The 23,713-nt window shown below is 70.7% G+C and carries 25 protein-coding genes; 16 read left to right on the top strand and 9 right to left on the bottom strand.

The window, feature by feature from the left end; all coding sequences use genetic code 11:
• Window positions 1-50 precede the first annotated feature (50 nt).
• Window positions 51-518: a pyridoxamine 5'-phosphate oxidase family protein gene (locus tag ACN6LD_RS06900; RefSeq protein ID WP_319171401.1), complete on the bottom strand. Its 468-nt coding sequence runs from the start codon at window positions 516-518 to the stop codon at window positions 51-53.
• 136 nt (window positions 519-654) lie between these two features.
• Between ACN6LD_RS06900 and ACN6LD_RS06895 the strand changes: the two genes are divergently transcribed.
• A complete protein-coding gene (locus tag ACN6LD_RS06895) occupies window positions 655-1,317 on the top strand; it encodes a cysteine hydrolase family protein (RefSeq protein ID WP_319193578.1) in 663 nt (220 codons plus the stop codon).
• Here ACN6LD_RS06895 and ACN6LD_RS06890 read toward each other — a convergent pair.
• A complete protein-coding gene (locus tag ACN6LD_RS06890) occupies window positions 1,304-1,822 on the bottom strand; it encodes a Rieske (2Fe-2S) protein (RefSeq protein ID WP_319193580.1) in 519 nt (172 codons plus the stop codon). The two genes, ACN6LD_RS06895 and ACN6LD_RS06890, sit on opposite strands and share 14 nt — an antisense overlap.
• Window positions 1,823-2,013: 191 nt before the next feature.
• Here ACN6LD_RS06890 and ACN6LD_RS06885 point away from each other — a divergent pair, with 191 nt between their 5' ends.
• From ACN6LD_RS06885 to ACN6LD_RS06855, 7 genes are all read left to right on the top strand, one after another.
• Window positions 2,014-2,769 carry a HipA family kinase gene (locus ACN6LD_RS06885; RefSeq protein ID WP_319193581.1) on the top strand — a complete coding sequence of 252 codons (756 nt, stop codon included), beginning with the start codon at window positions 2,014-2,016 and terminating at the stop codon, window positions 2,767-2,769.
• The gene (locus tag ACN6LD_RS06880) at window positions 2,766-3,182 is read left to right on the top strand and encodes a DUF3037 domain-containing protein (RefSeq protein ID WP_319193582.1); all 417 of its coding nucleotides are present in this window, start codon (window positions 2,766-2,768) and stop codon (window positions 3,180-3,182) included. Before ACN6LD_RS06885 ends, ACN6LD_RS06880 begins: the two co-directional genes overlap by 4 nt.
• A 155-nt stretch (window positions 3,183-3,337) precedes the next feature.
• Window positions 3,338-4,099 (top strand): 3-oxoacyl-ACP reductase FabG, encoded by a 762-nt coding sequence (gene fabG, locus ACN6LD_RS06875; RefSeq protein ID WP_319193584.1) that lies wholly within the window; start codon window positions 3,338-3,340, stop codon window positions 4,097-4,099.
• Between the two features lie 31 nt (window positions 4,100-4,130).
• Window positions 4,131-4,892 carry an SDR family oxidoreductase gene (locus tag ACN6LD_RS06870; protein WP_319193585.1) on the top strand — a complete coding sequence of 254 codons (762 nt, stop codon included), beginning with the start codon at window positions 4,131-4,133 and terminating at the stop codon, window positions 4,890-4,892.
• Window positions 4,893-5,146: 254 nt separating this feature from the next.
• Window positions 5,147-6,697 (top strand): ABC transporter substrate-binding protein, encoded by a 1,551-nt coding sequence (locus ACN6LD_RS06865; RefSeq protein ID WP_319193586.1) that lies wholly within the window; start codon window positions 5,147-5,149, stop codon window positions 6,695-6,697.
• 93 nt (window positions 6,698-6,790) lie between these two features.
• The gene (locus tag ACN6LD_RS06860; protein WP_319193588.1) at window positions 6,791-7,474 is read left to right on the top strand and encodes a uracil-DNA glycosylase; all 684 of its coding nucleotides are present in this window, start codon (window positions 6,791-6,793) and stop codon (window positions 7,472-7,474) included.
• Between the two features lie 180 nt (window positions 7,475-7,654).
• The gene (locus tag ACN6LD_RS06855) at window positions 7,655-8,134 is read left to right on the top strand and encodes a hypothetical protein (protein ID WP_319193590.1); all 480 of its coding nucleotides are present in this window, start codon (window positions 7,655-7,657) and stop codon (window positions 8,132-8,134) included.
• Window positions 8,135-8,241: 107 nt separating this feature from the next.
• On the opposite strand, the gene ACN6LD_RS06850 is transcribed toward ACN6LD_RS06855, so the two are convergent.
• Both ACN6LD_RS06850 and ACN6LD_RS06845 read right to left on the bottom strand, forming a co-directional pair.
• The gene (locus ACN6LD_RS06850) at window positions 8,242-8,709 is read right to left on the bottom strand and encodes a hypothetical protein (protein ID WP_445042691.1); all 468 of its coding nucleotides are present in this window, start codon (window positions 8,707-8,709) and stop codon (window positions 8,242-8,244) included.
• A 112-nt stretch (window positions 8,710-8,821) separates the two neighbouring features.
• Window positions 8,822-9,334, bottom strand: a complete 513-nt coding sequence (locus ACN6LD_RS06845) for a DinB family protein (RefSeq protein WP_445042690.1) — start codon at window positions 9,332-9,334, stop codon at window positions 8,822-8,824.
• A gap of 122 nt (window positions 9,335-9,456) precedes the next feature.
• Between ACN6LD_RS06845 and ACN6LD_RS06840 the strand changes: the two genes are divergently transcribed.
• On the top strand, window positions 9,457-10,368 hold the full coding sequence (locus tag ACN6LD_RS06840; protein WP_319193593.1) for a Gfo/Idh/MocA family protein: 912 nt from the start codon (window positions 9,457-9,459) through the stop codon (window positions 10,366-10,368).
• On the opposite strand, the gene lnt is transcribed toward ACN6LD_RS06840, so the two are convergent.
• On the bottom strand, window positions 10,286-11,857 hold the full coding sequence (lnt, locus tag ACN6LD_RS06835; protein WP_445042689.1) for an apolipoprotein N-acyltransferase: 1,572 nt from the start codon (window positions 11,855-11,857) through the stop codon (window positions 10,286-10,288). The two genes, ACN6LD_RS06840 and lnt, sit on opposite strands and share 83 nt — an antisense overlap.
• Before the next feature lie 384 nt (window positions 11,858-12,241).
• Window positions 12,242-12,709, bottom strand: a complete 468-nt coding sequence (locus ACN6LD_RS06830; RefSeq protein WP_319193596.1) for a nuclear transport factor 2 family protein — start codon at window positions 12,707-12,709, stop codon at window positions 12,242-12,244.
• Window positions 12,710-12,833: 124 nt separating this feature from the next.
• On the opposite strand from ACN6LD_RS06830, the gene ACN6LD_RS06825 reads away from it, so the two are divergent.
• Both ACN6LD_RS06825 and ACN6LD_RS06820 read left to right on the top strand, forming a co-directional pair.
• Window positions 12,834-13,478, top strand: a complete 645-nt coding sequence (locus ACN6LD_RS06825; RefSeq protein WP_445042709.1) for a DUF4291 domain-containing protein — start codon at window positions 12,834-12,836, stop codon at window positions 13,476-13,478.
• 334 nt (window positions 13,479-13,812) lie between these two features.
• A complete protein-coding gene (locus tag ACN6LD_RS06820) occupies window positions 13,813-14,901 on the top strand; it encodes a transcriptional regulator (protein WP_445042688.1) in 1,089 nt (362 codons plus the stop codon).
• An 89-nt stretch (window positions 14,902-14,990) separates the two neighbouring features.
• Here the strand turns inward: ACN6LD_RS06820 and ACN6LD_RS06815 are convergent, their stop codons facing one another.
• On the bottom strand, window positions 14,991-17,051 hold the full coding sequence (locus ACN6LD_RS06815) for a restriction endonuclease (protein ID WP_445042687.1): 2,061 nt from the start codon (window positions 17,049-17,051) through the stop codon (window positions 14,991-14,993).
• Between the two features lie 535 nt (window positions 17,052-17,586).
• On the opposite strand from ACN6LD_RS06815, the gene ACN6LD_RS06810 reads away from it, so the two are divergent.
• Window positions 17,587-18,546 (top strand): DUF5829 family protein, encoded by a 960-nt coding sequence (locus ACN6LD_RS06810; protein ID WP_445042708.1) that lies wholly within the window; start codon window positions 17,587-17,589, stop codon window positions 18,544-18,546.
• Between the two features lie 13 nt (window positions 18,547-18,559).
• On the top strand, window positions 18,560-18,868 hold the full coding sequence (locus tag ACN6LD_RS06805) for a hypothetical protein (protein ID WP_319193600.1): 309 nt from the start codon (window positions 18,560-18,562) through the stop codon (window positions 18,866-18,868).
• 244 nt (window positions 18,869-19,112) lie between these two features.
• Here the strand turns inward: ACN6LD_RS06805 and ACN6LD_RS06800 are convergent, their stop codons facing one another.
• Complete coding sequence (locus ACN6LD_RS06800) at window positions 19,113-19,292, bottom strand: hypothetical protein (RefSeq protein WP_306954120.1); 180 nt, start codon at window positions 19,290-19,292, stop codon at window positions 19,113-19,115.
• A gap of 250 nt (window positions 19,293-19,542) precedes the next feature.
• Window positions 19,543-20,418: an undecaprenyl-diphosphate phosphatase gene (locus ACN6LD_RS06795; RefSeq protein WP_319198552.1), complete on the bottom strand. Its 876-nt coding sequence runs from the start codon at window positions 20,416-20,418 to the stop codon at window positions 19,543-19,545.
• A gap of 394 nt (window positions 20,419-20,812) precedes the next feature.
• Here ACN6LD_RS06795 and ACN6LD_RS06790 point away from each other — a divergent pair, with 394 nt between their 5' ends.
• The 3 genes from ACN6LD_RS06790 to ACN6LD_RS06780 are packed head-to-tail and all read left to right on the top strand — an operon-like array spanning window position 20,813 to window position 23,705.
• Window positions 20,813-22,072, top strand: a complete 1,260-nt coding sequence (locus ACN6LD_RS06790) for a Gfo/Idh/MocA family protein (RefSeq protein WP_445042686.1) — start codon at window positions 20,813-20,815, stop codon at window positions 22,070-22,072.
• Window positions 22,069-22,998 (top strand): PmoA family protein, encoded by a 930-nt coding sequence (locus ACN6LD_RS06785; RefSeq protein ID WP_445042685.1) that lies wholly within the window; start codon window positions 22,069-22,071, stop codon window positions 22,996-22,998. The genes ACN6LD_RS06790 and ACN6LD_RS06785 overlap by 4 nt, the downstream gene beginning before the upstream one ends.
• On the top strand, window positions 22,992-23,705 hold the full coding sequence (locus ACN6LD_RS06780; protein WP_445042707.1) for a cupin domain-containing protein: 714 nt from the start codon (window positions 22,992-22,994) through the stop codon (window positions 23,703-23,705). Before ACN6LD_RS06785 ends, ACN6LD_RS06780 begins: the two co-directional genes overlap by 7 nt.
• Window positions 23,706-23,713 lie beyond the last annotated feature (8 nt).

Genomic DNA, 23,713 nt, shown 5'->3' with positions numbered 1-23,713 from the left:
CCGCCGGCTCGTGCCCGACGTCGCAGGCCGGCGGGAACGCGCGAACGCGGCTACGCGCCGCCCAGTTTGCGGAAGTCCCAGGAGACGATCTTCTCCGGCTTCAGGCGCACCCACGCGTGCCGGCCGTCGTGCGGCATCGCGTCCAGGCCGAAGTTCTTGCGCGCGAACAGCGTCTCCACCGCGTCGAGTTCGGCGCACAGCTCGCCGGTGCGCGGAATCTCACCCACGAACTCGACGGCGCCGGACAGCTCGACGCCGCGCAGCGCGTCGTACTCCTCGCCCGTGTCGATCACGATCGCCACCCGGGGATCGCGGCGCAGGTCCGCCCAGCGCTTGCTGCGCACGACCGAGTACAGCCACAGTGCGGCGCCGTCCCAGAGGAACCACAGGGCGCTGACATGGGGCGCGCCGTCGACGGACACGGTCGCCACCCGGCAGGTGCGCTGGACGGTGAGGAACGCGTCCAGCTCGCCCGGCGACATCATGATCTTCCGGCCACGGCGCTGTGTGACGGTCATCCGGCCCCCTCATTCTGCTCTTGTGCGTACCTGTGCTGCCTTTTCTGAAACTCCGTCAGAAAAGGATGGGTCTTCTTCCTTCTCCACGCAATGGCGGTTACTGTCGCCCGCCCCACACCGACGTCAGGGGGAGCCCATGCCGTCGCACGAAGAGCTCAGCGACCTCCTCGACCCCGCGAGCACCGTCCTGATCACGGTGGAGTGTCAGCAGGGCGTCGTAGGACCGGCCGCCGCACTGCCCCAACTCGCCCGTGCGGTAAGGGAGTCGGGGGCCCTCGGCAACATCGCCCGGCTGGTGGCGGCGGCCCGGGCGAGCGGTGTCCAGGTCGTGCACGCCGTCGCCGAGCGCCGCCCCGACGGGCGGGGCGCCAACCGCAACGCCCGGCTGTTCCGCGCGGCCGAACGCCTCCCGGTCCAGCAGCTGACCGGCACCGACGCGACCCGCCTCGCGCCGGAGATCGAGGTCGCCGAACAGGACCTCGTCGTACGGCGGCTGCACGGGCTCTCGCCCGTCCAGGGCACCGACCTCGACGCACTGCTGCGCAACCTTGGCTGCCGCACCCTGGTCGTCACCGGGGTCTCCGCCAACGTCGCGATCCCGAACACCGTGTTCGACGCAGTCAACCGCGGTTACACGGCCGTCGTGCCGTCGGACGCCATCGCGGGAGTGCCTGCCGACTACACCCCCGCGATGATCCGTCACACGCTCGCCCTGGTCGCCACGGTCGCGACCACGGCCGAGGTGCTGGTCTGCCTCCGGCGAAACTCCACGGCGGGGCCGGGACTCAGGCCAAACTGATCGAGTCGCCGCTGACGCTGATCGACACCTCGGGCAGCGGCTTCTGCGCGGGACCGCTCTTCACGCTGCCGTCCGTGATCGAGAAGTTGCTGTTGTGGCAGGGGCAGTTGATGACGCCGTCGGAGATGGACTTCACCGCGCAGCCCGCGTGGGTGCACACGGCGGAGAAGGCCTTGTACGTGCCCGCCGCCGGCTGGGTGACGACCACCTTCTCGGACTCGAAGACCTTCCCGCCGCCCTCGGGTATGTCGGCGGTCTTCGCGAGCGCCGCGCCGGCCCCGGCGTTGTCCCCGCCGCCGGTGCCGCCCGTGCTCGCGGCCTCGCTGCTGCCGGTGGAACCGGTGGAACCGGTGGAACCCGACGTGCCGGACGACGACGTGCTCGACGAGTCGTCGTCGGAGCCTCCGCACGCGGTCAGCGCGACGGAGAGCCCCGCGGCTCCCGCGGCGGCCACGACGGCACGGCGGGCAGGCCCCGACGCGGACTTGATCGATGCGCTGGTCATGCTGGGGGGTCCCTTCCAGAGGGGTGCGTGGATCTGCCGAGAGGTACGAGCGGCGGACGCCCCTTGTTCAGTGCCCCCGCCAAGTCCGGACAGTGTCGAGATATTGACCCGTTCGACATGAGTACGGCGTAAGCCAGAGCTGTCGTCCAGCTGTCGGCCGCGGAACGTGCCAGGCCCAGTAACCTGGGGCGATGCTCAAGGAAGTCACCGCGACCCGCTATGTCACGCCCCTGCGGGAGGGCGGCTCCCTGCCGGGACTCGTCGAGGCCGACGACCTCGGCCTGTACGTCATGAAGTTCACCGGCGCCGGCCAGGGCCGCAAGACGCTCGTCGCCGAGGTCGTCTGCGGGGAGCTGGCCCGCCGCCTGGGCCTGCGGGCCCCCCGCCTGGTGACGGTCGCCCTCGACGTGCTGCTCGGGCTCGGCGAACCCGACCAGCAGGTACAGGAGTTGCTGAAGTCCAGCGGCGGGACCAACCTCGGCATGGACTTCCTCTCCGGAGCCCTCGGCTTCGACCCCCTCGCCTTCGCGGTGAGCGCCGAGGAGGCCGGCCGTGTCGTCTGGTTCGACGCGCTCGTGAACAACGTCGACCGGTCGTGGCGCAACCCCAACCTCCTGATGCACCGCGGCGACCTGTGGCTCGTCGACCACGGGGCCACCATGATCTGGCAGCACAACTGGCCCACCGCCGAGACCTCCGCGGCCCGCCCCTACGACGCCGGCGACCACGTTCTCGCCCCGTTCGGCCCGGACGTCCGGGCCGCGGCGGCAGAGCTCGCGCCCCTGGTCACCGCCGACCTCCTCGCCGAGGTCACCGCGCAGATCCCGGAGGTCTGGCTGACGGACGAGCCCGGCTTCGACACTCCGGACGCGCTCCGGCGCGCCTATGCGGCGCCCCTCCTCGCGCGCGCCGCCGACGTCCACGAACGCATCGAGGGGATCAAGTGACCGACCGCCACATCATCCGGCCCGGCCAGGGCGGCGACCGGGACGTCTTCGAGTACGCGCTGCTGCGGGTCGTGCCGCGCGTCGAGCGCGGCGAGTGCATCAACGCGGGCGTGCTGGTCTACTGCCGCGGCCGGGACTACGTGGGCGCCCGCACCCATCTGGACGAGGCCAGGCTGCTGGCCCTGGACCCCGGCGCGGACGTGCCCGGCGTGCGGGCCGCGCTGCGGGCCGTCGAGGGCGTCTGCGCCGGCGGCGCGTCGGCCGGGCAGGCGGCCGGCGACGACGCCGGGCGGCGCTTTCGCTGGCTGATCGCGCCGCGCTCGACGATCGTCCAGCCGGGCCCCGTGCACACCGGGCTCACGGCCGATCCGGCCGCCGAGACGGAGCGGCTCCTGGAGCTGCTGGTGAGGTAATGGATCACACCGGCGTCGTGTGGCGTTGACACCGGGTGCCAGGGCTTCTAGCGTCACGTCTGCCGAAGGTACTAAGCGGTCGCTCACCATCAGGGCGCATCCGGCGCCCGGCACCCGGGCGCATCAGGCTTTCTCAAGGGCGAGGAGAACCAGCAATGTCCACCACTGAGCAGCGGGTCGCTGTGGTCACGGGCGCGGCGCGCGGCATCGGAGCCGCCACCGCCGTACGGCTGGCCGCCGAGGGCCGCGCGGTCGCCGTCGTCGATCTCGACGAGGCCGCCTGCAAGGACACCGTGGAGAAGATCACCGCGGCGGGCGGCAAGGCCGTCGCGATCGGCGCCGACGTCTCCGACGAGGCCCAGGTCGAAGCGGCGATCGCGCGGATCGTCGACGAGCTCGGCGCGCCCACGATCCTCGTCAACAACGCGGGCGTGCTCCGCGACAACCTGCTGTTCAAGATGAGCGTCGCCGACTGGGACACCGTCCTGAACGTGCACCTGCGCGGCTCGTTCCTGATGACGAAGGCCGTTCAGAAGCACATGGTCGACGCGGGCTTCGGCCGTGTCGTCAACCTGTCGTCGTCCTCGGCGCTCGGCAATCGCGGCCAGGCCAACTACTCCGCCGCCAAGGCCGGTCTGCAGGGCTTCACCAAGACCCTCGCCATCGAGCTCGGCAAGTTCGGCATCACCGCCAACGCCGTCGCCCCCGGCTTCATCGCCACCGACATGACGGCCGCGACGGCCGCGCGCGTCGGCATGGGCTTCGAGGAGTTCAAGGCCGCGGCCGCCACCCAGATCCCGGTCGCGCGCGTCGGCGAGCCCGACGACATCGCCAACGCGATCGCCTTCTTCACGAACGAGGCCGCGGGCTTCGTCTCCGGCCAGGTGCTGTACGTCGCCGGCGGACCGCTCGACTAACGCCCACTAGGGACACCTGGGGATCACCGACATGACTGAACTGCCCGCACTCTCCGGCAAGGTCGCCCTCGTCACCGGCGCCAGCCGCGGCATCGGCTACGGCGTCGCCGAGGCGCTCGTCGCCCGCGGCGACCGGGTCTGCATCACCGGCCGGGGCGAGGACGCCCTCAAGGAGGCCGTCGAGCAGCTCGGCGCCGACCGGGTCATCGCCGTCGCCGGCAAGGCGCACGACGAGGAGCACCAGGCGGCCGCCGTCGAGCGCACCATGGCCGCCTTCGGCCGGATCGACTTCCTGGTCAACAACGCCGGCACGAACCCGGTGTTCGGGCCGATCGCCGACCTCGACCTGAACGTGGCCCGCAAGGTCTTCGAGACCAACGTGGTCTCCGCCCTCGGCTTCGCCCAGCGGACCTGGCACGCCTGGCAGAAGGACAACGGCGGCGCGATCGTCAACATCGCCTCCGTCGCCGGGCTCTCGGCCTCGCCCTTCATCGGCGCCTACGGCATCAGCAAGGCCGCCATGATCAACCTGACCGTCCAGCTGGCGCACGAGTACGCGCCGCGTGTGCGGGTCAACGCGATCGCCCCGGCCGTGGTGAAGACCAAGTTCGCCCAGGCCCTGTACGAGGGCCGCGAGGCGGAGGCGGCGGCCGCCTATCCGCTGGCCCGGCTCGGAGTGCCCTCCGACATCGGCGGCACTGCCGCGTTCCTCACCTCCGACCAGTCGGACTGGATCACCGGCCAGACACTCGTCGTCGACGGGGGCATCTTCCTCAACGCCGGCGTGGGCTGACCAGGCCGGTCCGCCGGCCGGCGTGGGCCGGACCGGCATCGCCACGGGCGCCGATTTCCCCTTACGGAAACGGCGCCCGTGTCCACGCAGAGACGCCGCACACGGGAATGACAACGTAGTCATACCCGGAGTGATCAAGAACGCTCCACCGCCGCGGGTTCAGGCCGTCCGGCGCTGCGGTATGGTCTGCCAACCCTTGGCATGGCAGATCGAGGAGCGTGCGCGTGTTCAACCGGAACCGATCCGTGCAGCAAATGGCGGCAATCGTGTCCATATCCCTGGTGGCCGGGTGCAGCCTCCTGGGAGAGGAGAGCTCCGACGATGCCGGACCGATCGTCGTGGGCACCACCAGCGCGCCCAGCACGCTGGACCCTGCCGCGGCCTGGGACGGCTCCTGGGAGCTGTTCCGCAACATCTACCAGACGCTGCTGAGCTATCCCACCGGAGCGACGACGCCCCAGACGGACGCCGCCGAGTGCGCCTTCACGGACAGCACGAACCGCACCTACAAGTGCGAGCTGCGCGAGGGCCTCAAGTTCTCCAACGGCGACACGCTCGATGCGAAGGCCGTCAAGTACTCGATCGACCGGATCAGGGCGATCAACGCGAGCACCGGGCCCAACGGGCTGCTCGGCACCCTGGATAGCGTCCAGGCGAACGGCGAGCGCGAGGTGCTCTTCCGGCTGAACAAGGCCGACGCCACCTTCCCCTTCGTGCTCGCCACCCCCGGCATGTCGATCGTCGACCCCGACGACTACCCCGCGAAGTCCCTGCGCAAGGACGACGGCATCGTCGGCTCCGGGCCGTACCGGCTGCAGTCCTACGAAGAGGGCAAGCAGGCCGTGCTGGTGCGCAACGACAACTACAAGGGCTTCGCCGAGCGCAAGAACGACGCGGTGACCATCCGCTACTTCCAGGACTCCGGGAAGATGGTCAAGGCCCTGCGCGCCAAGGACATCGACATCACCTACCAGGGTCTCGCCGCCGACGACATCATCGACCTCGGGCGCAAGGGCGACGTCAACGAGGGCCTGCAGCTCATCGAGGCCGCCGGCAGCAACATCAACTACCTGGTGTTCAACCCCAAGGACCCCTGGTCGAACAAGCTGGCCGTGCGCCGTGCGATCGCCCAGGTCGTCGACCGGGCCGCCATCGCGCACAAGGTCTACAAGGACACCGTCGACCCGCTGTACTCCATGGTCCCGGCCGGTCTGACCGGCCACACCACCGGCTTCTTCGACTCCTTCGGCGACCCCGACGCCAAGAAGGCGCGCCAGATCCTCAAGGAAGCGGGGATCAACGAGACCGTCCCGCTCACGTTCTGGTACACCTCCGACCGCTACGGCTCCGACACCGCCCTGGAGTTCAAGGAGCTCAAGAGCCAGCTGGACGCCTCCGGCCTGTTCTCCGTCACCCTGAAGAACCGCCCCTGGAACAGCTATGTGCTCGGCTACCAGAAGGGCGAGTACCCGGTCTTCGGGCGAGGCTGGGCCCCGGACTTCCCGGACGCCGACAACTTCATCGCCCCCTTCGTCGGCGAGCAGAACGCGCTCGGCACGCCCTACCCGGCGAGGGAGATCACCCAGGTGCTGCTGCCCCGCTCCCGCGAGGTGAGCGACCGTGCCAACGTGACGAAGGACTTCGAGGAGGCCCAGCAGATCCTCGTCAGGGACGCCCGGCTGCTGCCGCTGTGGCAGGGCAAGCAGTACATCGCCTCGTCCGAGGACGTCTCGGGCGGCGAGCGGGCCCTCGACCCGTCGACGATCATGATGGTGTGGGAGCTGTCGCGGAAGACCAGCTGGTAGGCCGCACCGTCGGGACGGCTCCGGTCACGCTGTCAGTGGTCGCCTGTAGGTTCTGTGGTCTGAGGAAATGACCGCACGACGAAGGACGTTGACGTGACCGACACCGCCATGCTGCCCGGGTCCTGGCGCGGGGTTCTGGGCGACGAACTGCAGAAGCCCTACTTCAAGGAGCTGACGGAGTTCGTCGAGGAGGAGCGGGCGAACGGCCCCGTCTACCCGCCGCGCGAGGAGGTTTTCGCCGCGCTCGAGGCGACGCCGTACGACAGCGTGAAGGTGCTCGTCCTCGGCCAGGACCCGTACCACGGCGAGGGCCAGGGGCACGGCCTGTGCTTCTCGGTGCGTCCCGGGGTGAAGACCCCGCCGTCCCTGCGGAACATCTACAAGGAGATGCAGCAGGAGCTCGGCACGCCGATCCCCGACAACGGCTATCTGATGCCGTGGGCGCAGCAGGGCGTCCTGCTGCTCAACGCGGTCCTCACGGTCCGCTCCGGCGAGGCGAACTCGCACAAGGGCAAGGGTTGGGAGAAGTTCACCGACGCGGTGATCCGCGCTGTGGCCGACCGGCCCGACCCGGCCGTCTTCGTGCTGTGGGGCAACTACGCGCAGAAGAAGCTCCCGCTCATCGACGAGACGCGGCACATCGTCGTCAAGGGCGCGCACCCCTCGCCGCTCTCGGCCAAGAAGTTCTTCGGTTCCAGCCCGTTCACCCAGATCAACGAGGCGGTGGCCCAGCAGGGCCACGAACCGATCGACTGGACGATCCCGAACCTGGCCTGACCACCCGCCCGGCCTGACCACCTGCCCGGCCTGACCACCCGCCCGGCCTGACCGCCCCGCCGGCCGCCAAGATGCCCGTCGGCCGCCGGGCCGGTTCCTCCAAGGACCGGCCCGGTGCCGCCTGACCGGGTTTGCCGCACCCTGCGGCTAGCGTCGTCGCAACGACGCAAGGAGGCCGTGGTGGCGGAGCGACAGGGGCAGACGGCGCCGGATGCCGTGCTGACACGGATCGGGCAGGTCGTGATGCTGCACCACGGGGGAGACCGCGAGGAGGCCCGCAGCCGGCTGCTCGACCTGTGGACGGAGCTCGGTGAGGGCGGCGATCCGCTGCACCGCTGCACCCTCGCCCACTACCTGGCCGACACCCACGACGACCCGTTGGACGAACTCGCCTGGGATCTGAGGGCGCTCACGGCGGCGGAGGAGCACGCGGGGTCGGCCGGAGCCCGCGCGCTGTACCCGTCGCTGCATCTCAACCTTGCGGCGGACTACGTCAAGCTGGGCCGCGCCGAGGCCGCCCGCACCCATGTCCGCAGGGCGCGCAGGGCGGCCGTGGCCCTGGCCGACGACAGCTACGGGGACGGCGTGCGGGCGGCGATCAGCAGAATGGAGCTGAGGCTGGGGGAGGGGCGGGGCGACTGGGACATCACCGCCCCCTGACCCTCCTCCGGAGGGTGGGCTCATTTCAGTCGCCCCCGTAGCGGCTCACCTCGGTCGCCCCCGTGACCGGCCCACCTCGGTCGCCCGCCGGAACCGGCCCTCCCGGGTCACCGGCCGTAGGCCTCCTCGCAGATCACCGCCTCGGGACTGTCTCCCCGCCAGCCTCCGTACGTCTCGCCGAGTGCGCAGACTTCGGCGTTGCCGCGCACCTCGGCCGCCACGTCCGGGATCTCGACGCGAGGCTGTGCGCGCCGCGGACGCTCCGGTCGGTCCGGCCGCGCGTGCGGGCGGGAAAGGGAGCCGGCCGCCGGTCCGCCCGCAGCCGTGCGCGGTCGCGCGGCCGACGGGGCGGACGACTCCGGTTCGCGGGGCGGCCCGGCCATCTCCAGAGCCTCACGGGCAGGCGCCTGCACGACCTGCGTCCCGGCCCGGCCGTCCGGCTCGGGCACGGGCGGCCGGGACGGGGCCGCCGCCGGACCGGGCGCGGCCGGATGCTGGACGCTCACGCATCCGGACAGCGCCGAGAAGGCCATGGCGGCCAGAAGCGTCGCGGTGGTCGTCGTCGATCGATGCACCCGCGCAACTCTGGTCGTTCCGGCCGCCCGGGCGACAGCGGACGGGCGCAGGTTGCCCCGCACGGGTGATCTCGCGCCCCTTGAGAGGGAGCTCGGCCGCCCGTGCTGACGGTCATTCCCCCGTGGCGCCGTCGAGCCGCTCGCGGAGCAGGTCGGCGTGGCCGTTGTGCCGGGCGTACTCCTCGATCATGTGCGTGTAGATCCATCGCAGGCTGAACGGCTCGTCGGTGGACCTGCTCTTCCCGCGGGAGAGGTCGTCGAGCGCGACGCCGGCCGCGTTCTGCCGCGCCACCTCGATCTCGGCCTGCCAGACGGCGTGGGCCCGGTCCCAGGTGTCCTGCTCGGTGAGGTGGAACTCGCCGTCGGGATCGTCCTCGCTGTAGTAGACAGGACCGGGGTCGTCGCCCACCAGGACCTTGCGGAACCAGCCGCGCTCCACCTCGGCCATGTGCCGCACGAGACCCATGAGGGACAGTTCGGACGGCGGCGCCGACGCGGTGCGCAGCTGTGCGTCGCTGAGGCCCTCGCACTTCCACGCGAGCGTCTGCCGGTGGTAGTCGAGCCAGCCTTCCAGCATGGTGCGTTCGTCGGCGTTCTGGGCGGGTTCGGTGCGCTGCGTCGTCATCCACGTATGGTCGTCCACCTCACCTCGGTCGGCCAAGTCACCCCGTTCACCGACCTGCGGCCAGGCGTCCGAGGCGGGGTCGTATGCTGCCGTGCAGGCAGGCAAGCAGTGAAGGAGCTCCCGTGAAGGTCGGCTGCATCGGACTCGGAGACATCGCGCAGAAGGCGTATCTGCCGGTGCTGGGCGCGACGCCGGGGATCGAGCTCCACCTGCAGACCCGCACCCCGGCCACCCTCGACCGGGTCGCCGACACCCTCCGCGTGCCCCACGAGCAACGTCACCGCGACCTCGACACGCTCCTCGCCGCCGGCCTGGACGCGGCCTTCGTGCACGCGCCGACCGCCGCCCACCCCGAGATCGTCGCCCGGCTGCTGGAGGCGGGCGTCGCGACATACGTCGACAAGCCCCTCGCCTACGAACTCGCCGACTCCGAAAGGCTCGTGGAACTCGCGGAGGAGCGCGGCACGTCTCTCGCCGTCGGCTTCAACCGGCGATTCGCGCCCGGCTACGCACAGTGCGCCGACCATCCGCGTGAGCTGATCCTCATGCAGAAGAACCGGATCGGGCTGCCCGAGGAGCCGCGCACGATGGTCCTCGACGACTTCATCCACGTCGTCGACACACTGCGCTTCCTGGTGCCCGGCGCGGTCGACGACGTGACCGTTCGCGCCCGCGCCGAGGGCGGACTGCTGCACCACGTGGTCCTCCAGCTGGCCGGCGAGGGCTTCACCGCGCTGGGCGTGATGAACCGGCTCAGCGGTTCGAACGAGGAGATCCTGGAGGTGTCCGGGCAGGACACCAAGCGGCAGGTGGTCAATCTCGCCGAGGTCGTCGACCACAAGGGGCAGCCGACCGTGCGCCGCCGCGGCGACTGGGTCCCGGTGGCCCGCCAGCGCGGCATCGAGCAGGCGGTGTACGCGTTCCTCGACGCCGTGCGCGCGGGCAGGGTGCTCAGCGCCCGGGACGCGCTGGCGACTCATGAGCTGTGCGAGCGGGTGGTCCGAGCGGTGCAGCAGCGGTCCGCCGCAGCCTGACCCTGCGCGCGCCCTCCGAGAGCGCCATGGCCGCGAGCACCAGCAGGGCCAGATGGACCGGCCAGTCCCCGTACCGCACGTACGGGGTGACGCCGCCGGCGAGCGGGACCTCGTAGACGGCCGTCGTGCTCGCCCCCGTGCCCAGCCAGGAGCCGACGCGCCGACCGCTCGCGTCGTACACCGCCGAAACGCCGGTGAGGGTCGCATGGACGAAGGGCCGCCCCGTCTCGGCGGCGCGCAGCGCGCCCAGCGAGGCGTGCTGCGCGGGCGCCCAACTGTGCTGGAACGACGAGGTCGACGACTGGGCGACGACGACGTCCGCGCCGTCCTCGGCGAGGCGACGGCTCATATCGGGGAACGCCGTCTCGAAGCACACCATCGGCCCCACGCGCAGCCCGGGGCCGGCGTGCATCACGACCTGTCCGGCGCCGCGCCGCCGGTCCTCACCGGCGGCCTCGCCGACGGACGTGGCCCAGCCCAGCAGGGAACGGGCCGGTATGTACTCGCCGAACGGCACCAGCCGCATCTTGTCGTACCGGTCGCCGGTGGGACCGGCCGGGCCGACGAGGATCGAGCTCTTGTAGATGCCGGGCCGGTCGGAGCGGCGGGCGTCCACGTTGACGAGGATGTCCGCGCCGGTGGCCCGGGACAGCGTCGCGAGCCGCTCGGCGAGATCGGGCCGTTCGACGAGGTCGTACCCGACACTGCTCTCGCCCCAGACGATCAGATCGACGTCCTGCCCGATCAACCGGCGGGTCAACTGCTCCTCGCGGTCGAAACGAAGGTCGGGCCCGTCGATCACCCCCGGTTGCACGACCGCGATCCGGGCCTGCCCCTCGCCGTCGGGGTGCGGCGCCCACACCCACGCGGCCGAGGCGGTGGCGGCGGTGGCCACGAGCCCGGCGACGGCCGGGGCCCGGGACGCGGGCAGTGCGACCAGCACGGCCGCCGCCACGTTGACCGCCACCACCAGGAAGCTGAGCAGCCACACCCCGCCGACCGAGGCGAGCCGCAAGGCCGGCTCCACCTGCCACTGGCTGGCCCCGAGCATGCCCCACGGCCCGCCGAGCGCCTGCCAGGAACGGACGAGTTCGACGGCCAGCCAGCCGGAGGGCAGGACGAGGAGCGCGCACAGCACCCGGCCCCGGGCGGGGACGCCGTCGTCCGACAGGAACCGGCGCACCAGCCAGCCCCACGGCGCCCACAGGCCGCCCAGCAGCGCGGCGATGACGAGCGTGAACACATGCAGGTCCGGCAGCAGCCAGTGGTGCATGGCCAGCATGAATCCGAACCCGCCGCTCCAGCCGTCGTACGCGGCCCGCCGGAACGTCGGCGCGGAGCGGATGAGCAGAATCCAGGGGACGAGCGCGAGATACGCCCACCACCACAGGGCCGGCCCCGGGAAGGCCGCCACGGGCAGCGCGCCTGCGAGGGCGGCCACGGCCGTACGCCGCAGGGGGGAGGTGAGCCAGTGTCCGAGCGTCTTCATCGCACCTCCCTACCCGCGCTGAGCTTCAGTGTGCGCTCCACGAACGATCTCGGACAGGGCGTGTTCCGGACTTGGCCGAACCCGACGCCCCGCATCGACCGGACGTCCGACGTCGACGCACGGCCGGCATCGGCTGCACGCCCCGCGCCGACGCGGGGCCTCAGCGCGGCGCGACGTGACGCCTCGGCTCGCGACGACGTCCCGGCTCGATGGTGCGCCTCGGCTCGCGACGACGTCCCGGCTCGATGGTGCACCTCGGCTCGCGACGACGTCCCGGCTCGATGGTGCGCCTCGGCTCGCAGTGCGCCGGCATCGGCCGTACGCTCAGCTCAACTCGTCGCGGCTCACCTCGGCTCGGCTCAACTCGTCGCGGCTCGTCGCGACTCAATCGGACATGCGGCGCCACTTCTCCTGTACGGCCACTTCCCGCACCCGCCAGCCGTCGTGCGTGCGCAGCAGACCGAACGCGTACCGGCCCCCGCACACGAAGTCCGGCGCGCCGGGCGGCGACCCGTTCTCTCCGGCCGCGAACCGCATCGGGTTGACGTAGTCGGCCTGCACGCGCGCGGTGTCGCCCGTGTCCTGCTCCAGGATCCCGAAGCGCACCCGGCGGTTGACGATGAGATGCTGCCGCATCGCGAAGACCCGCAGATTGTCCGCGAGCCAGGAGGCGACGCTCCCGGCATCCCCCTCGATGCCCCCGGCCGAGCGGTAGTCCGCCCGACCGTCCGGGGTGAACAGGTCGCGGTAGGCCGTCCAGTCCCCGTCGTCGACCGCCACCGCGTAGTCGGTGACCAAGCCGTCGACGGCCAGCCGGTCCATCACGGCGGCGAGTTCCACACGCTGCGTCATGAGCCCGAGTGTTCGGCATGCGGGCTGCTCAGCCAAGGTGTGTGCCGGGATCGGTGCGGGCGGGGGCGTAATTCGGTGGCCCGACGGACGAGCGGGCGGTCAGTCTGCTCCCGTGAACGAAGAGATCAAAACGAGGAAGACGCACGACCGGAACCACGGCGATGACCGACCCGCGCAGCAGGAACCGAAGTTCCGCATCCGTGCCCTCCACACCGAGGCGACCGTCACCGTCTACCAGGCCTACCGGCCAGCCATCGGCGTCCCGGCAGCTTGCGACGGCCGTTTCCCGGCGGCCTGGAGCCGGGAGCGCATGACATGGATCAAGCCCAGCTTCCTGTGGATGATGTACCGCTGTGGGTGGGGTCTGAAGGAGGGGCAGGAGACCGTCCTGGCCGTGGAGATCCAGCGGGACGGCTTCGAGTGGGCCCTGCGTCATGCGTGCCTCTCGCACTACGTGCCCGGGCTGCACGCCGACCAGGCGGAGTGGAAGCGGCAGCTGCAGCGGTCGCAGGCGCGGGTGCAGTGGGATCCGGAGCGGGACCTGCGCATGCAGCCCTTGCCACACCGGTCACTGCAGTTGGGGCTCTCCGGTGAGGCCGCACGACGCTATGCGGATGAGTGGATCGTCGCGATCAGTGACGTGACTTCCCTCGCCCACGAAATCCACGGACTCGTGAGCAGCGGCGACCTGGACTCCGCGGTCCGGCTGCTGCCCGAGGAGCGCCCCTACGCAGCCGGGGACGATGTGCTGGCCCGCCTGCGCCTGTGACCGGGAGCTCACTGAATCGTGGTGACGGTCCCAGGGGGCGGCCGACCAGGTGGTGCGCATCCGACCGCGTCGTACGTGTGTGAAAGCAAAGCGCGTTCGCGTGTCGGACCGGCCAGGAGGGTAGAGCTCCATCCGGACGTGCCGATGGCCGGGGGTGTATGTGGACGCGCAATTGTTGCTTGGTCTGTTGGGCGCACTGGTAGCTGTCGCAGGGTTGTACTACGCGTGGCGTGCACTTGATCAGGCTGTCGTCCGAGAGTCTCGAGCATCCTTCGTCAAGGAACGGACGGACCTCCGTCAACGGTTCGGCCGACTGTGTGACATAGCCGCTGACATGCATGTTCTCGCCCGCCCTTCACTGGAGCGGATCGGCGGCTCCTCCTTGCTGTGGGAGGAGAGCATGCGCCCACCGGCTCCCGTTCCCCTGTCGGCGGTGCGGCTGGAATGGCAAGACACAGCGCCACCGGCCAACCTGCCGTTGCTGCGGGCGGCACGCCGTTGCCTCCCGAGGGAGTCGAAGGCGCACCGTTACGAACGGTATTCCTCGGCGATGGGGGCCCTGGCACGTCCCACCCTCTTCGAGGATCGTCCCTCCTTTCGTCTTGTGCGGACCGACTGGTCTCGTCCGGGAGAGCCTCTTCTGGTGTTCGGCAGCGGCCAGTACTTCGATCTCATCGACCAGAACGAGGCTGTGGCTCACGAACTGGCTGTGGCCACGCGACAGGCGCCCGAAGCGAGCCCGCCCTGGCGTGCGGTGCCCATGCGCAGGCTCCTGGCTCTCGATCCGCTGTCGCTCGCGAAACGGATCGTTCTGCCCGCCGTCGCCACACTGACTGTGCGTCGTACACCTGATGGGCAGGGCACGTTCTTTCTCCTCTACCGAGAGGCCGGGCAAGTCGCCACGGGAGAGGGCACCTACGGGCCCTTACCCGCCGGCATGATTCAGCCTGCGTCGTTCTCGCCTCTCGCGCACCGTAAGGACCTGGATCTGTGGCGGACCATCATGCGCGAATACAACGAGGAGTTGCTCGGAGCGCCAGAGGCCAAAGGAGACTCGGGCACTGAAGTCGACTACGGGCAACCGCCGTACAGCTCACTCAACGCTGCTCTGACCGACGGCTCGTTGCGTGTCTGGTGCCTGGGAATGGCGTTGGAGCCTTTGAACCTCGCTGTCTGTGTCCTGACGGTGGCGGTGTTCGAAGCGGACGCCTTCGACACGATCTTCGCCGAGGCGGTCGAGAGGAACGACGAAGGTCTTGTCGTCAGCGGACCACGTTCGAACGGGGCCATCACCGGCCTGCCGCTCGACGATGCCAGCGTGAACGATCTCCCTTCGAGCCGTATGTCGTCTCCCGCCGCCGGTCTGCTCCAGCTGGCTCTGCGGCATCGGGATCTTCTGCTGTCCGGCCCGCATCAAACGTGAAGAGGCTCCGGACGCGGCTCGACAGGGATCGTCGAGCCGCGTCACGGCCTTCACGGCGGGGCGGCCCCGGGACTGGCGCTGGACGGTCTCTACTCCACCTCGATGCCGAAGTCCTGCACGAGTTCCTCCAGGCCGCCCGTGTAGCCCTTGCCGCCCAGGACGAAGTCCCAGTCCCCGCTCGGCCTCCGGCGGAAGGAACCGAGTACCAGGGCGGTTTCGCGCGGCCGGCCGTCGGAGACCTCGAGTTGTCCCAGCTCGGCGAGCCCCGGGTCGAGCAGTCGGATCCGGGCGTCCGTGAAACCGGAGAGGTCGGCGTTCGGGTCGACCTCTGGGTCGACGGCCGCCACGAGGACGAACCGGTCGGCGTCATCGGGCAACTGGTCGAAGGACACACAGATCGCGGCCCTGTCGGGTGCGGTGGCGGGAAGCGCACGCACTGAGCCGTCCGGCGTCTGCGGGTTGTTGAAGAAGACGAAGTGATCGTCACTGAGAACCCGGCTGCCGCGGCAGACGAGAGCGCACACGTCCAGGGCGACGTTTCCGGTCCACGACATGCCGAGGACGTTGTAGTCGTCGGGCAGCCGGGAGTCCCGCCTCGAGGGCGCTCTTTGTGCGGCGGCTTGGCGGTCTCCGTCGCCCAGCCGCCCACGCAGCCCATGACGATGGAGCAGATCGACCAGTTCAGGGCCCGAGACGAGTTCCAGTGGCTTGCCGTTGGCGAAGGTGTGCGAGCCGGGGCCGAACCCTGATGTCGTCACGAGGACACCCTTGTTGGCGCCGGCGTCCTGCACGGTTCCGTACAAGTCGCGCACGGCGGTGGGCGGCACCGTGTTGCGGTAGCGCTTCACCTGCACGACGATCTTGCCGCCGCGGATCGGTGTCGGATCCAGGGCGTCGACGTCCACACCGCCATCGCCTGAGCGCTGGGTGGTCACCGCCTGCATCCCCATGGCGCGGAAGAGATCGGCGACGAGATCCTCGAAGGCGACCGGGTCCATGGCGAACAGGTCCGGTTCCTCATCGCCGCCGTGGGCGACGACGCGGTTCCCGACCTCCTGCGGCCGTCTGCTCGGCCGCACCGGTGTGAGTTGGTCCGGTCGCATGGAGAGCTGCCCGCGCAGTGCGTCGGCCAGGCAACTGCCGGCGTCGACCTGCGCCAGGTGCAGATCACGGAACGAGGAGCGCGGGGCCATGACGGTCGCCAGGAAGATATGACCCGCTCGGCCCGTCGTCGGGTCATGCCCGTCGACGAACCCGTTCAGGACCACCGACTCGAGGGCGCCCAGCTCATCCGCGCCGAACAGCTCATGCAGAACCAGCAGCATGCACTGAGCCAGAACCTCCCTGTACAGAGCACGGCGCTGGCCCACCGGGCGGGGGGTCTCCTTGTCCTGGTCGACCCCGGACATGTACCGGACGGCCTTGACCTCCGGCACGATGCCGTAAGCGGGCAACTCCCAGTCCAGCACCAGTTGCCGGGCTGCGGGGTCGTACGCGGCAGCCACCTGACGTGGGAAGTCCTCCGGCCATACCGTCGAGGCGTACAGGGCGGCAGAGAAGTACTCGATCACGGAGTCGGGATCCTGGCGCCTCACGCCTTCGGTCATGGCGCCGACCCCGGCGTTGTGCCGCCGCACATCCGCCAGCTGGGTATCGACCCACTGCTGGTACTCCCGCTGATACGAGGCCAGTTGTCGCTGTCGCTGGACTTCCGCGGCCTGGGCCGTCTGCCAGTCACGCTCGAAGCGCGCTCGTGCCTCGGCCTGCGCCTGGGCCCTGCGACTCGCCGTCCAGCCGCTCTGCGTCTGGTAGTGATGGAAATCCGGCATGGGCACCGGCTGCGCCAGGGGCCCTGGAGCGAAGGGCTGCACCTCTTCACGTCGCAGGAGAGAGGAAGCCCTGAAGGCCTGAGCCTGGCAACCCGAGGCGAGCAGACGTTGTAACGACGCAACCTGTGCGTCCAGTTCCTCCGTGCGGCGTAGAGCCTCTGCCTGTCGGTACTCGCGGTGGCTCTGGGCTGCTCGCCGCTGGTAGGCCCGCGCTTGCTGTTCTTGCTGTCTCCGCCGTCTGGCTTCGGCTTCCTGCTGGCGCTGTTGCTGCCGTTGCATCTCAGCCCAGACACCGACAGAACCAGTAGAGCGACGACTCATGTGCTGTAGGCCCTCCCCAGGATGGGGGCAGCCGCAAGGTGCATTGGTTGTCCCCGCAACCGGTTGTCACGAGACGACTCTATCCAGCAATCGGTGTCTCGCACATCCACTCGTCAGAGGTCGCCTGCTCGGTCCGTCCCCGCAGGTCAACGTGACCGGAGAGACCGGAGAGACCGGAGAGCAGCCCCTGCCGTGCGGCGCGCAGTAATCGAGAGGTGGACCGGAAGGCCGCGGTCTGGTGCGAGCGGGTGGACAACCCGCGTGATTGCGCACGCCGAAGAGACAGCCGAGGGCCGCGTGATCAGTCTTGTCGTACAGCCTAATCAGTCTCGTCGTACAGCGGTCAGAGACCCATGGCCCTCACCCACGGCTCACCGTCGTCGTTGCCGGTGTGGACGCCGGGACGGCGAAACTCGATGCCGCCGTGGACGTCCGTGCTCATGACGCGGCACCGTGACAGCGCCGGGGAAAGGAACCACGGCACAGTCCTCTCCGGCCTACGATCGCTCGCATGCTGATGCCTCGGACCTTACGGATGATCGTCGTACTCGCTGTGACCCTCGCCGGAGCGATCGGGGGTGGCGTGGGGACGGCACAGGCCGAGGGGAGCCGGTCCACGTACGACCGGCAGCTGTTGTTCTACAACCACTCCTACGGCGTCCTCGACCGGGAGACCGCCGACGCCATCGAACACTCCGGCTACCTCGCGGACTTCGCCGACTTCCAGGTCCGCACCACGACCGGGACCGGCGGACAGACCTGGACCGGCCGTTATCTGATGGGCCGTGAGACCTACCTGGAACTGTTCGGAGTCGGTGACGTCGCCGGACAGGACGGCACCCTCGGCTCCGCCGGGCTCGGGCTGTCGACCGAACGAGCGGGAGACCTTAAGACGGTCACCGAGCGTCTGCGGAGCGAGGGGGTCGCCGATCCCATCGCCTTCCTCCAGACGCGGGACTTCGGTGACGGTGTGCCCGTGCCGTGGTTCGACGCCGTCCTCACCACCACCGAGTACGACGCCTTCGGGGCCTGGGCGATGGAGTACCGGCCGGAGTACTTCGCCGATCCCCGCGGCCACACAGAGCCGGCGAGCTTTCCCGGTGACGTCGGCAGGGAGCGCTACCTCTCCGACGGCTACCGCACGCACCTGATGCGTGACGTGACCTCCGTACGGATTGCGGTCACCGAGGCCGATCTCGCCGACACCGTGCCGCTGCTCCGGGCCGGCGGGTTCGCCGTCCGGACGGTTACGGGCGGCGGCGTGGTCGCGGAACGGGGTGGCACCACCATTCGGCTCGACGCCGTCCCGCGTGACCAAGCGGGCTTGCGGCAGGTCGACATGGCGCTCAACCGGCCCGTGCCCGACCGGCACATCGAGCGGATCGGCCACTCCACCCTGACCGTCGGCCCCGGCAGCCATGCCGTATGGACGTTCACCGGCGACGTCGACGAGATCCCCGGGAGCCCCGCCCCGACGAGGACGCCTACCGGATGAGGGAGGATGGCGTGTGACCTCCTCCCTGCGATTCTTCTTCGAGGCCGGCGTGGACACCCCGCTGTGGCCGGTGGACATGCACAGCGAGTACGGCTACCCCGTCGACCTGCAGCGGCTGCCGATAAGTCCCGCGCTCAGGACGGAGCTGGCCAGGCTGTCCGAGTGGTACCAGTCGTCGATCGACTGGGCCTATCCGCCGGATCCGTCGCCGTGGTCGGACGAGGAACGTCAGCTCTTCAAGCAGCAGGCGCAGGCGGCCCTGGCGGCTCTGCGGGGCGAGCTGGGCGCAGGATGGACGGTTCGCGACGAGAGCCTTCTCTGATCCGGCGAGGGCGGATCAGAGAAGGCTCAGAGGGTCGTTGGTCGGGGGCTCGACCGGTTGCGCTGCTGCCCGGGGAGCGTCCTTGTCAGCGATGACGCGGAGCGGAGGATTCCCTCGCCCTGCGCCACCGCACCCGCCAGTCGTTGCAGCTCCTCCGCAGATGCGGAGAGGATCACTTCGCCGTACCCGGCGCCGCTGATCAGTCTCACGGATTCGGCGTGGGAATCTCGAGAGGGGAAGGGACTCAGGCCGCCTTGACCACTTCACCGCGGATCGCCGAGGCCCACTCCACCACCAACAGCTCGTACTCCGCCCGCTCCTGGGTCGACAGCGACCCGCCGGCGCGCATCCAGAGCGCCCGGATCCGCTCGTTCACCTCGGCAGCGGACCGCACGGAACCAGGGGAGACAGAAGTGGGGGACATGCGCCAAGCCTAGGCGCAAGCACTGACACTGCGCTACCGGACGGCTACGCCCGCCGATATGGGCTTCATCACGGCTGATCGATCAACCGGGCCCTTGCTGCGGCGAGTTCACCCGACCCCGCCGTTCCATGTCCCACGCCTCGACCCACCCGGCCCCACCTGATCCGGCCCGGCCCGGCCCGGACCAGCTCGATCCGACCCCACCGACCCGGCCCGGCGGAGGCCCGATTCGACCCGCCTGGCGGGTGCGTCAGCCCGCCGACTCCGCCGCGTGCGGGCTCAGCGCGCCCGTCGCGACCAGGGCGATGATGACGATGCCGAGGACGACGCGGTAGTAGACGAACGGCATGAACGACTTGGTGCTGATGAACTTCATGAACCAGGCGATGACCGCGTAACCCGACGCGAAGGCGATCACTGTCGCGAACAGCGTCGGCCCCCAGGCCACATGGCCGCCCTCCAGCGCGTCCTTCGTCTCGAAGACCCCGGAGGCCAGCACGGCCGGGATGGCCAGCAGGAACGAGTAGCGCGCCGCGGCCTCGCGCTTGTAGCCCATGAACAGGCCGCCGCTGATGGTGGCGCCGGAACGCGAGACGCCGGGGATCAGCGCGCAGGCCTGGCAGAGGCCGAAGATCAGGCCGTCCTTGACGCCCAGGTTCTCCAGCGTCTTGCGCTGCTTGGGCGCGCGGTGCTTCCCGCCCGTCTCGTCGCGGGCCGCGAGACGGTCGGCGACGCCGATCACGATGCCGACCACGACGAGCATGGTGGCAGTGATCCGCAGGTCGCGGAACGGTCCCTCGATCTGGTCCTTCAGGGTCACGCCCAGCAGGCCGATCGGGATCGAGCCGACGATCACCAGCCAGCCCATCTGGGCGTCGTGGTCCTTGCGCATCGTCTTGTCGAACAGCGACCGGCTCCACGCCGCGATGATCCGGCCGATGTCCTTGCGGAAGTAGATGAGGACCGCGGCCTCCGTGCCGATCTGAGTGATCGCCGTGAACGCGGCGCCGGGGTCCTCCCACCCGGAGAACGCAGCGGTCAGCCGCAGGTGCGCACTGGAGGAGACGGGGAGGAACTCGGTCAGCCCCTGGACGAGTCCGAGGATGAGGGATTCAAACCAAGACATGAGGTTACGGAGTCCAAGTGCCGATCGGAGCGGGGCGACGTCGACGGCGGGCCGCCGCGACCGTTGATTCAAGACTGTGCAAAGGAAGCGTAGCGGTCTCGTGTGCCGCCTCGTTCACAGGGGTTTCGCGGACGCCGCGGCCGGCCTCCGGCCCGCCCCCTGGCCCGCCCCGGCCCGTCCTCCGGCCCCCCTCCGGTTCGTCCTCCCGGTGCGCCCTCGTGTGGCCTGCCGCAGGGCGGCGGCGCGGGCACGCATGGTTGACCGGCCGCAGGGCCGCCGCATACGTTGCTGCCGACGGGAAAGCGCTTGCTGTAGGCATGTACTGCACGCTTCCCGCTCGTCGCTGGACCGCCCGGCTGAACGGCCGCACGTCACAGGAGTGCTGATCACGTCCATGTCCCCCTCCACTCCGCCCCGGATACCGCTCGAAGGCCGCCGCATCCGGGCCGCCGTCATCGGCGCCGGCGCCATCGGCCGTGGGTCCCATCTGCCCGCTCTCCAGCAGCTCGCCGCCGAGGGCGAGACCGAGGTCGTGGCGGCCGTTGACATCGATGCCACCGCCGTCCGGGAGTTCTGCGCGGACGGCGGCGTCCCGCACGCCTACACCGATCTGGAGCGGATGCTGGCGGAGCAGCGGCCCGACCTCGTGACCATCTGCACCCCGCCGACCCTGCACCGCGAGCAGAGCGTGGCCGCGCTGCGGGCGGGCGCCTGGGTGTGGTGCGAGAAGCCGCCCGTGCCGACCCTGGCCGACTACGCGGCCGTGGAGGCGGAGGAGGGCACGCAGGGCGGCCCGTACTCGGCGATCGTCTTCCAGCACCGCTTCGGCTCGGGGACGCGGCACGTGCGGAGGCTGCTCGCCGAGCAGGCCCTCGGGCGGCCGCTCGTCGCGCACTGCCAGACCACCTGGTACCGCGACACCGCGTACTACGCCGTGCCGTGGCGCGGCCGCTGGGAGACGGAGGGCGGCGGCCCGGCCATGGGCCACGGCATTCACCAGATGGACCTCATGCTCGACCTCCTCGGCCCCTGGAGCGAGGTGCGCGCGATGGCCGGCCGGCTCGTGCACGACGTGGAGACCGAGGACGTCTCCACCGCGCTGGTCCGCTTCGAGAGCGGCGCCCTGGCCACGATCGTCAACAGCGTCCTGAGTCCCGACGAGGTCAGCCGCATCCGCATCGACTGCGAGCGCGCCACCGTCGAGCTCACCCATCTTTACGGCCATTCCAACGCCGACTGGCGTGTCACCCCCGCCCCCGGTGTGCCGGGCGACGAGGCGGCGGGCTGGCAGGACTTCGGCACGGACGTCCCCAGTTCGCACCTCGCGCAGCTGCGGGAGCTGGTCGCGAGCATGCGGGCCGGCCGCAGGCCGCGCAGCAGCGGCGCCGACGGACGCACCAGCCTGGAACTGGTCACCGCGCTGTACAAGTCGGCGTTCACCGACACGACGGTGCGGCGGGGCGAGATAAGGCCCGGCGATCCCTACTACACGGCGCTGCACGGCGGCGCCCCGGGCTGGGCTCCCGGCACGGGCACGGGCACGAGCACGGGCTTCGCAGGCGCAGGCGCAGGAACAGAGGCAGGGGCAGACGCAGGCAGCGGCACGCGCACGGGCGTCGTCGCGGATCCCGGGCAGGCGGAGGTGCCCGCGTGACCGGGGAGCTGCGGCTCGTCCACGCCCACGGCGATCGCGTCACGGTCACCGACCCGGCCACCGGCGTGGAGCTGCTCGCCTACGTCTACCGGCCGGAGGCCGCGTGGGAGGCGCCGAAGCCGTACATCCACCCGATGCGGACCCTGGCCGGCGACGTCGTCACCGACTACCGCCCGAACGACCACCGCTGGCACAAGGGTCTGTCGCTGACCGCCTCCCACCTCTCGGGGGCCAACCTGTGGGGCGGCAACTCCTACGTCCACGGCGACGGTTATCGCGAGCTGCCCGAGCGGGTCGGCTCCATGACGCACACGGGTTTCGACGAGGTCGCCGCGAAGGACGGCCGGGTCGTCATCGCCGAGCGTCTCGACTGGCGGCCGCACAGCGGGGAGCTGTGGGCGCGGGAGTCGCGCCGGATCGAGGTGCACGACGTCGACCACGCCTCCGCTTCCTGGGCGCTGACCTGGACCAGCGCCGTCGTCAACCGCCGGGAGGAGCCGCTGCGTTTCGGCAGCCCGACCACCGCCGGGCGGGAGATGGCCGGCTACACGGGTCTGTTCTGGCGCGGCCCGCGGGCCTTCCGGGACGGCCGGATCATCGGCCCGGACGGGGAGGGACCGGGGCTGATGGCGTCGCAGAGCCCCTGGCTCGCCCTGTCCGGCGAACACGACGGCGTCGACGGCCATGCCACCGTCGTCTTCGCGCACGCGCCCGAGAACGACCACGACGGCGCCCGGGGCGCGCACCCCGCCCACTGGTTCGTCCGCAACGAGCCCTTCGCCGGCATCGCCCCGTCCTGGGCCTTCTTCGAGGAACTGGAGCTGGCCCCCGGCGAGACGCTCACGCGCCGCTACCGCGTCGTCGTGGCCGACGGCGCCTGGGAGCGGCCGGAGATCGCCAAGTACCTCGAGGAGCATCCCTGGTGAGCGGGTACGCGGGGCTGCCCGGCGGCGTCGCCGTGTCGCAGCTGTGCGTGTACGACTGGCCCGCGTCCGACGGGTTGCGCGGCGGAACCCCGCACATGCACCTGGCCTGTACGGAGGGGTACGTCGTCACGGGCGGCCGAGGCGCGGTGCAGACCCTGACTGCGGCCGGCCACCGGGTCACGCCGCTCACGCCCGGCACGGTCGTCTGGTTCACGCCCGGCACGATCCACCGGCTGGTCAACGAGGACGACCTGCGCATCGCGGTGCTGATGCAGAACAGCGGGCTGCCCGAAGCGGGCGACGCGGTGCTCACCCTGCCCCCGCGGTACCTCGCCGACCCGCAGACGTACGCCGCCGCGACGGCGATCCCGGCCGACGCCCCGGAGGCGGAGCAGGCCCGGATCGCGCGGGCGCGGCGGGACCTCGCGATGGAGGGCTACCGGGCGTTGCGCGAGGCGCCGGACCCGGCGGCCGCCCTGGCCGCCTTCCACCGGGCCGCCGCCGCGCTCGTACGGCCCCGGCTCTCCGCATGGCGTGAGCGCTGGCTCCGCGGTGCGCGGGCGGCGGCGCAGACCACGGCGGAGCAGCTGGACCGGCTCGCGGACGGGGACGTCTCCCACCTCGCCGAGGCGGTCGTACGCGCGGAAGAGCCGTCGGAGCGCGGGAGGTTCGGGATGTGCGGTCGGCTGGACGTGTACCGGGCGTAGCAGCCGTC

It is taken from the genome of Streptomyces sp. SAS_272, assembly GCF_052543235.1.
This window is presented reverse-complemented; position numbering and strand designations above follow the sequence as displayed.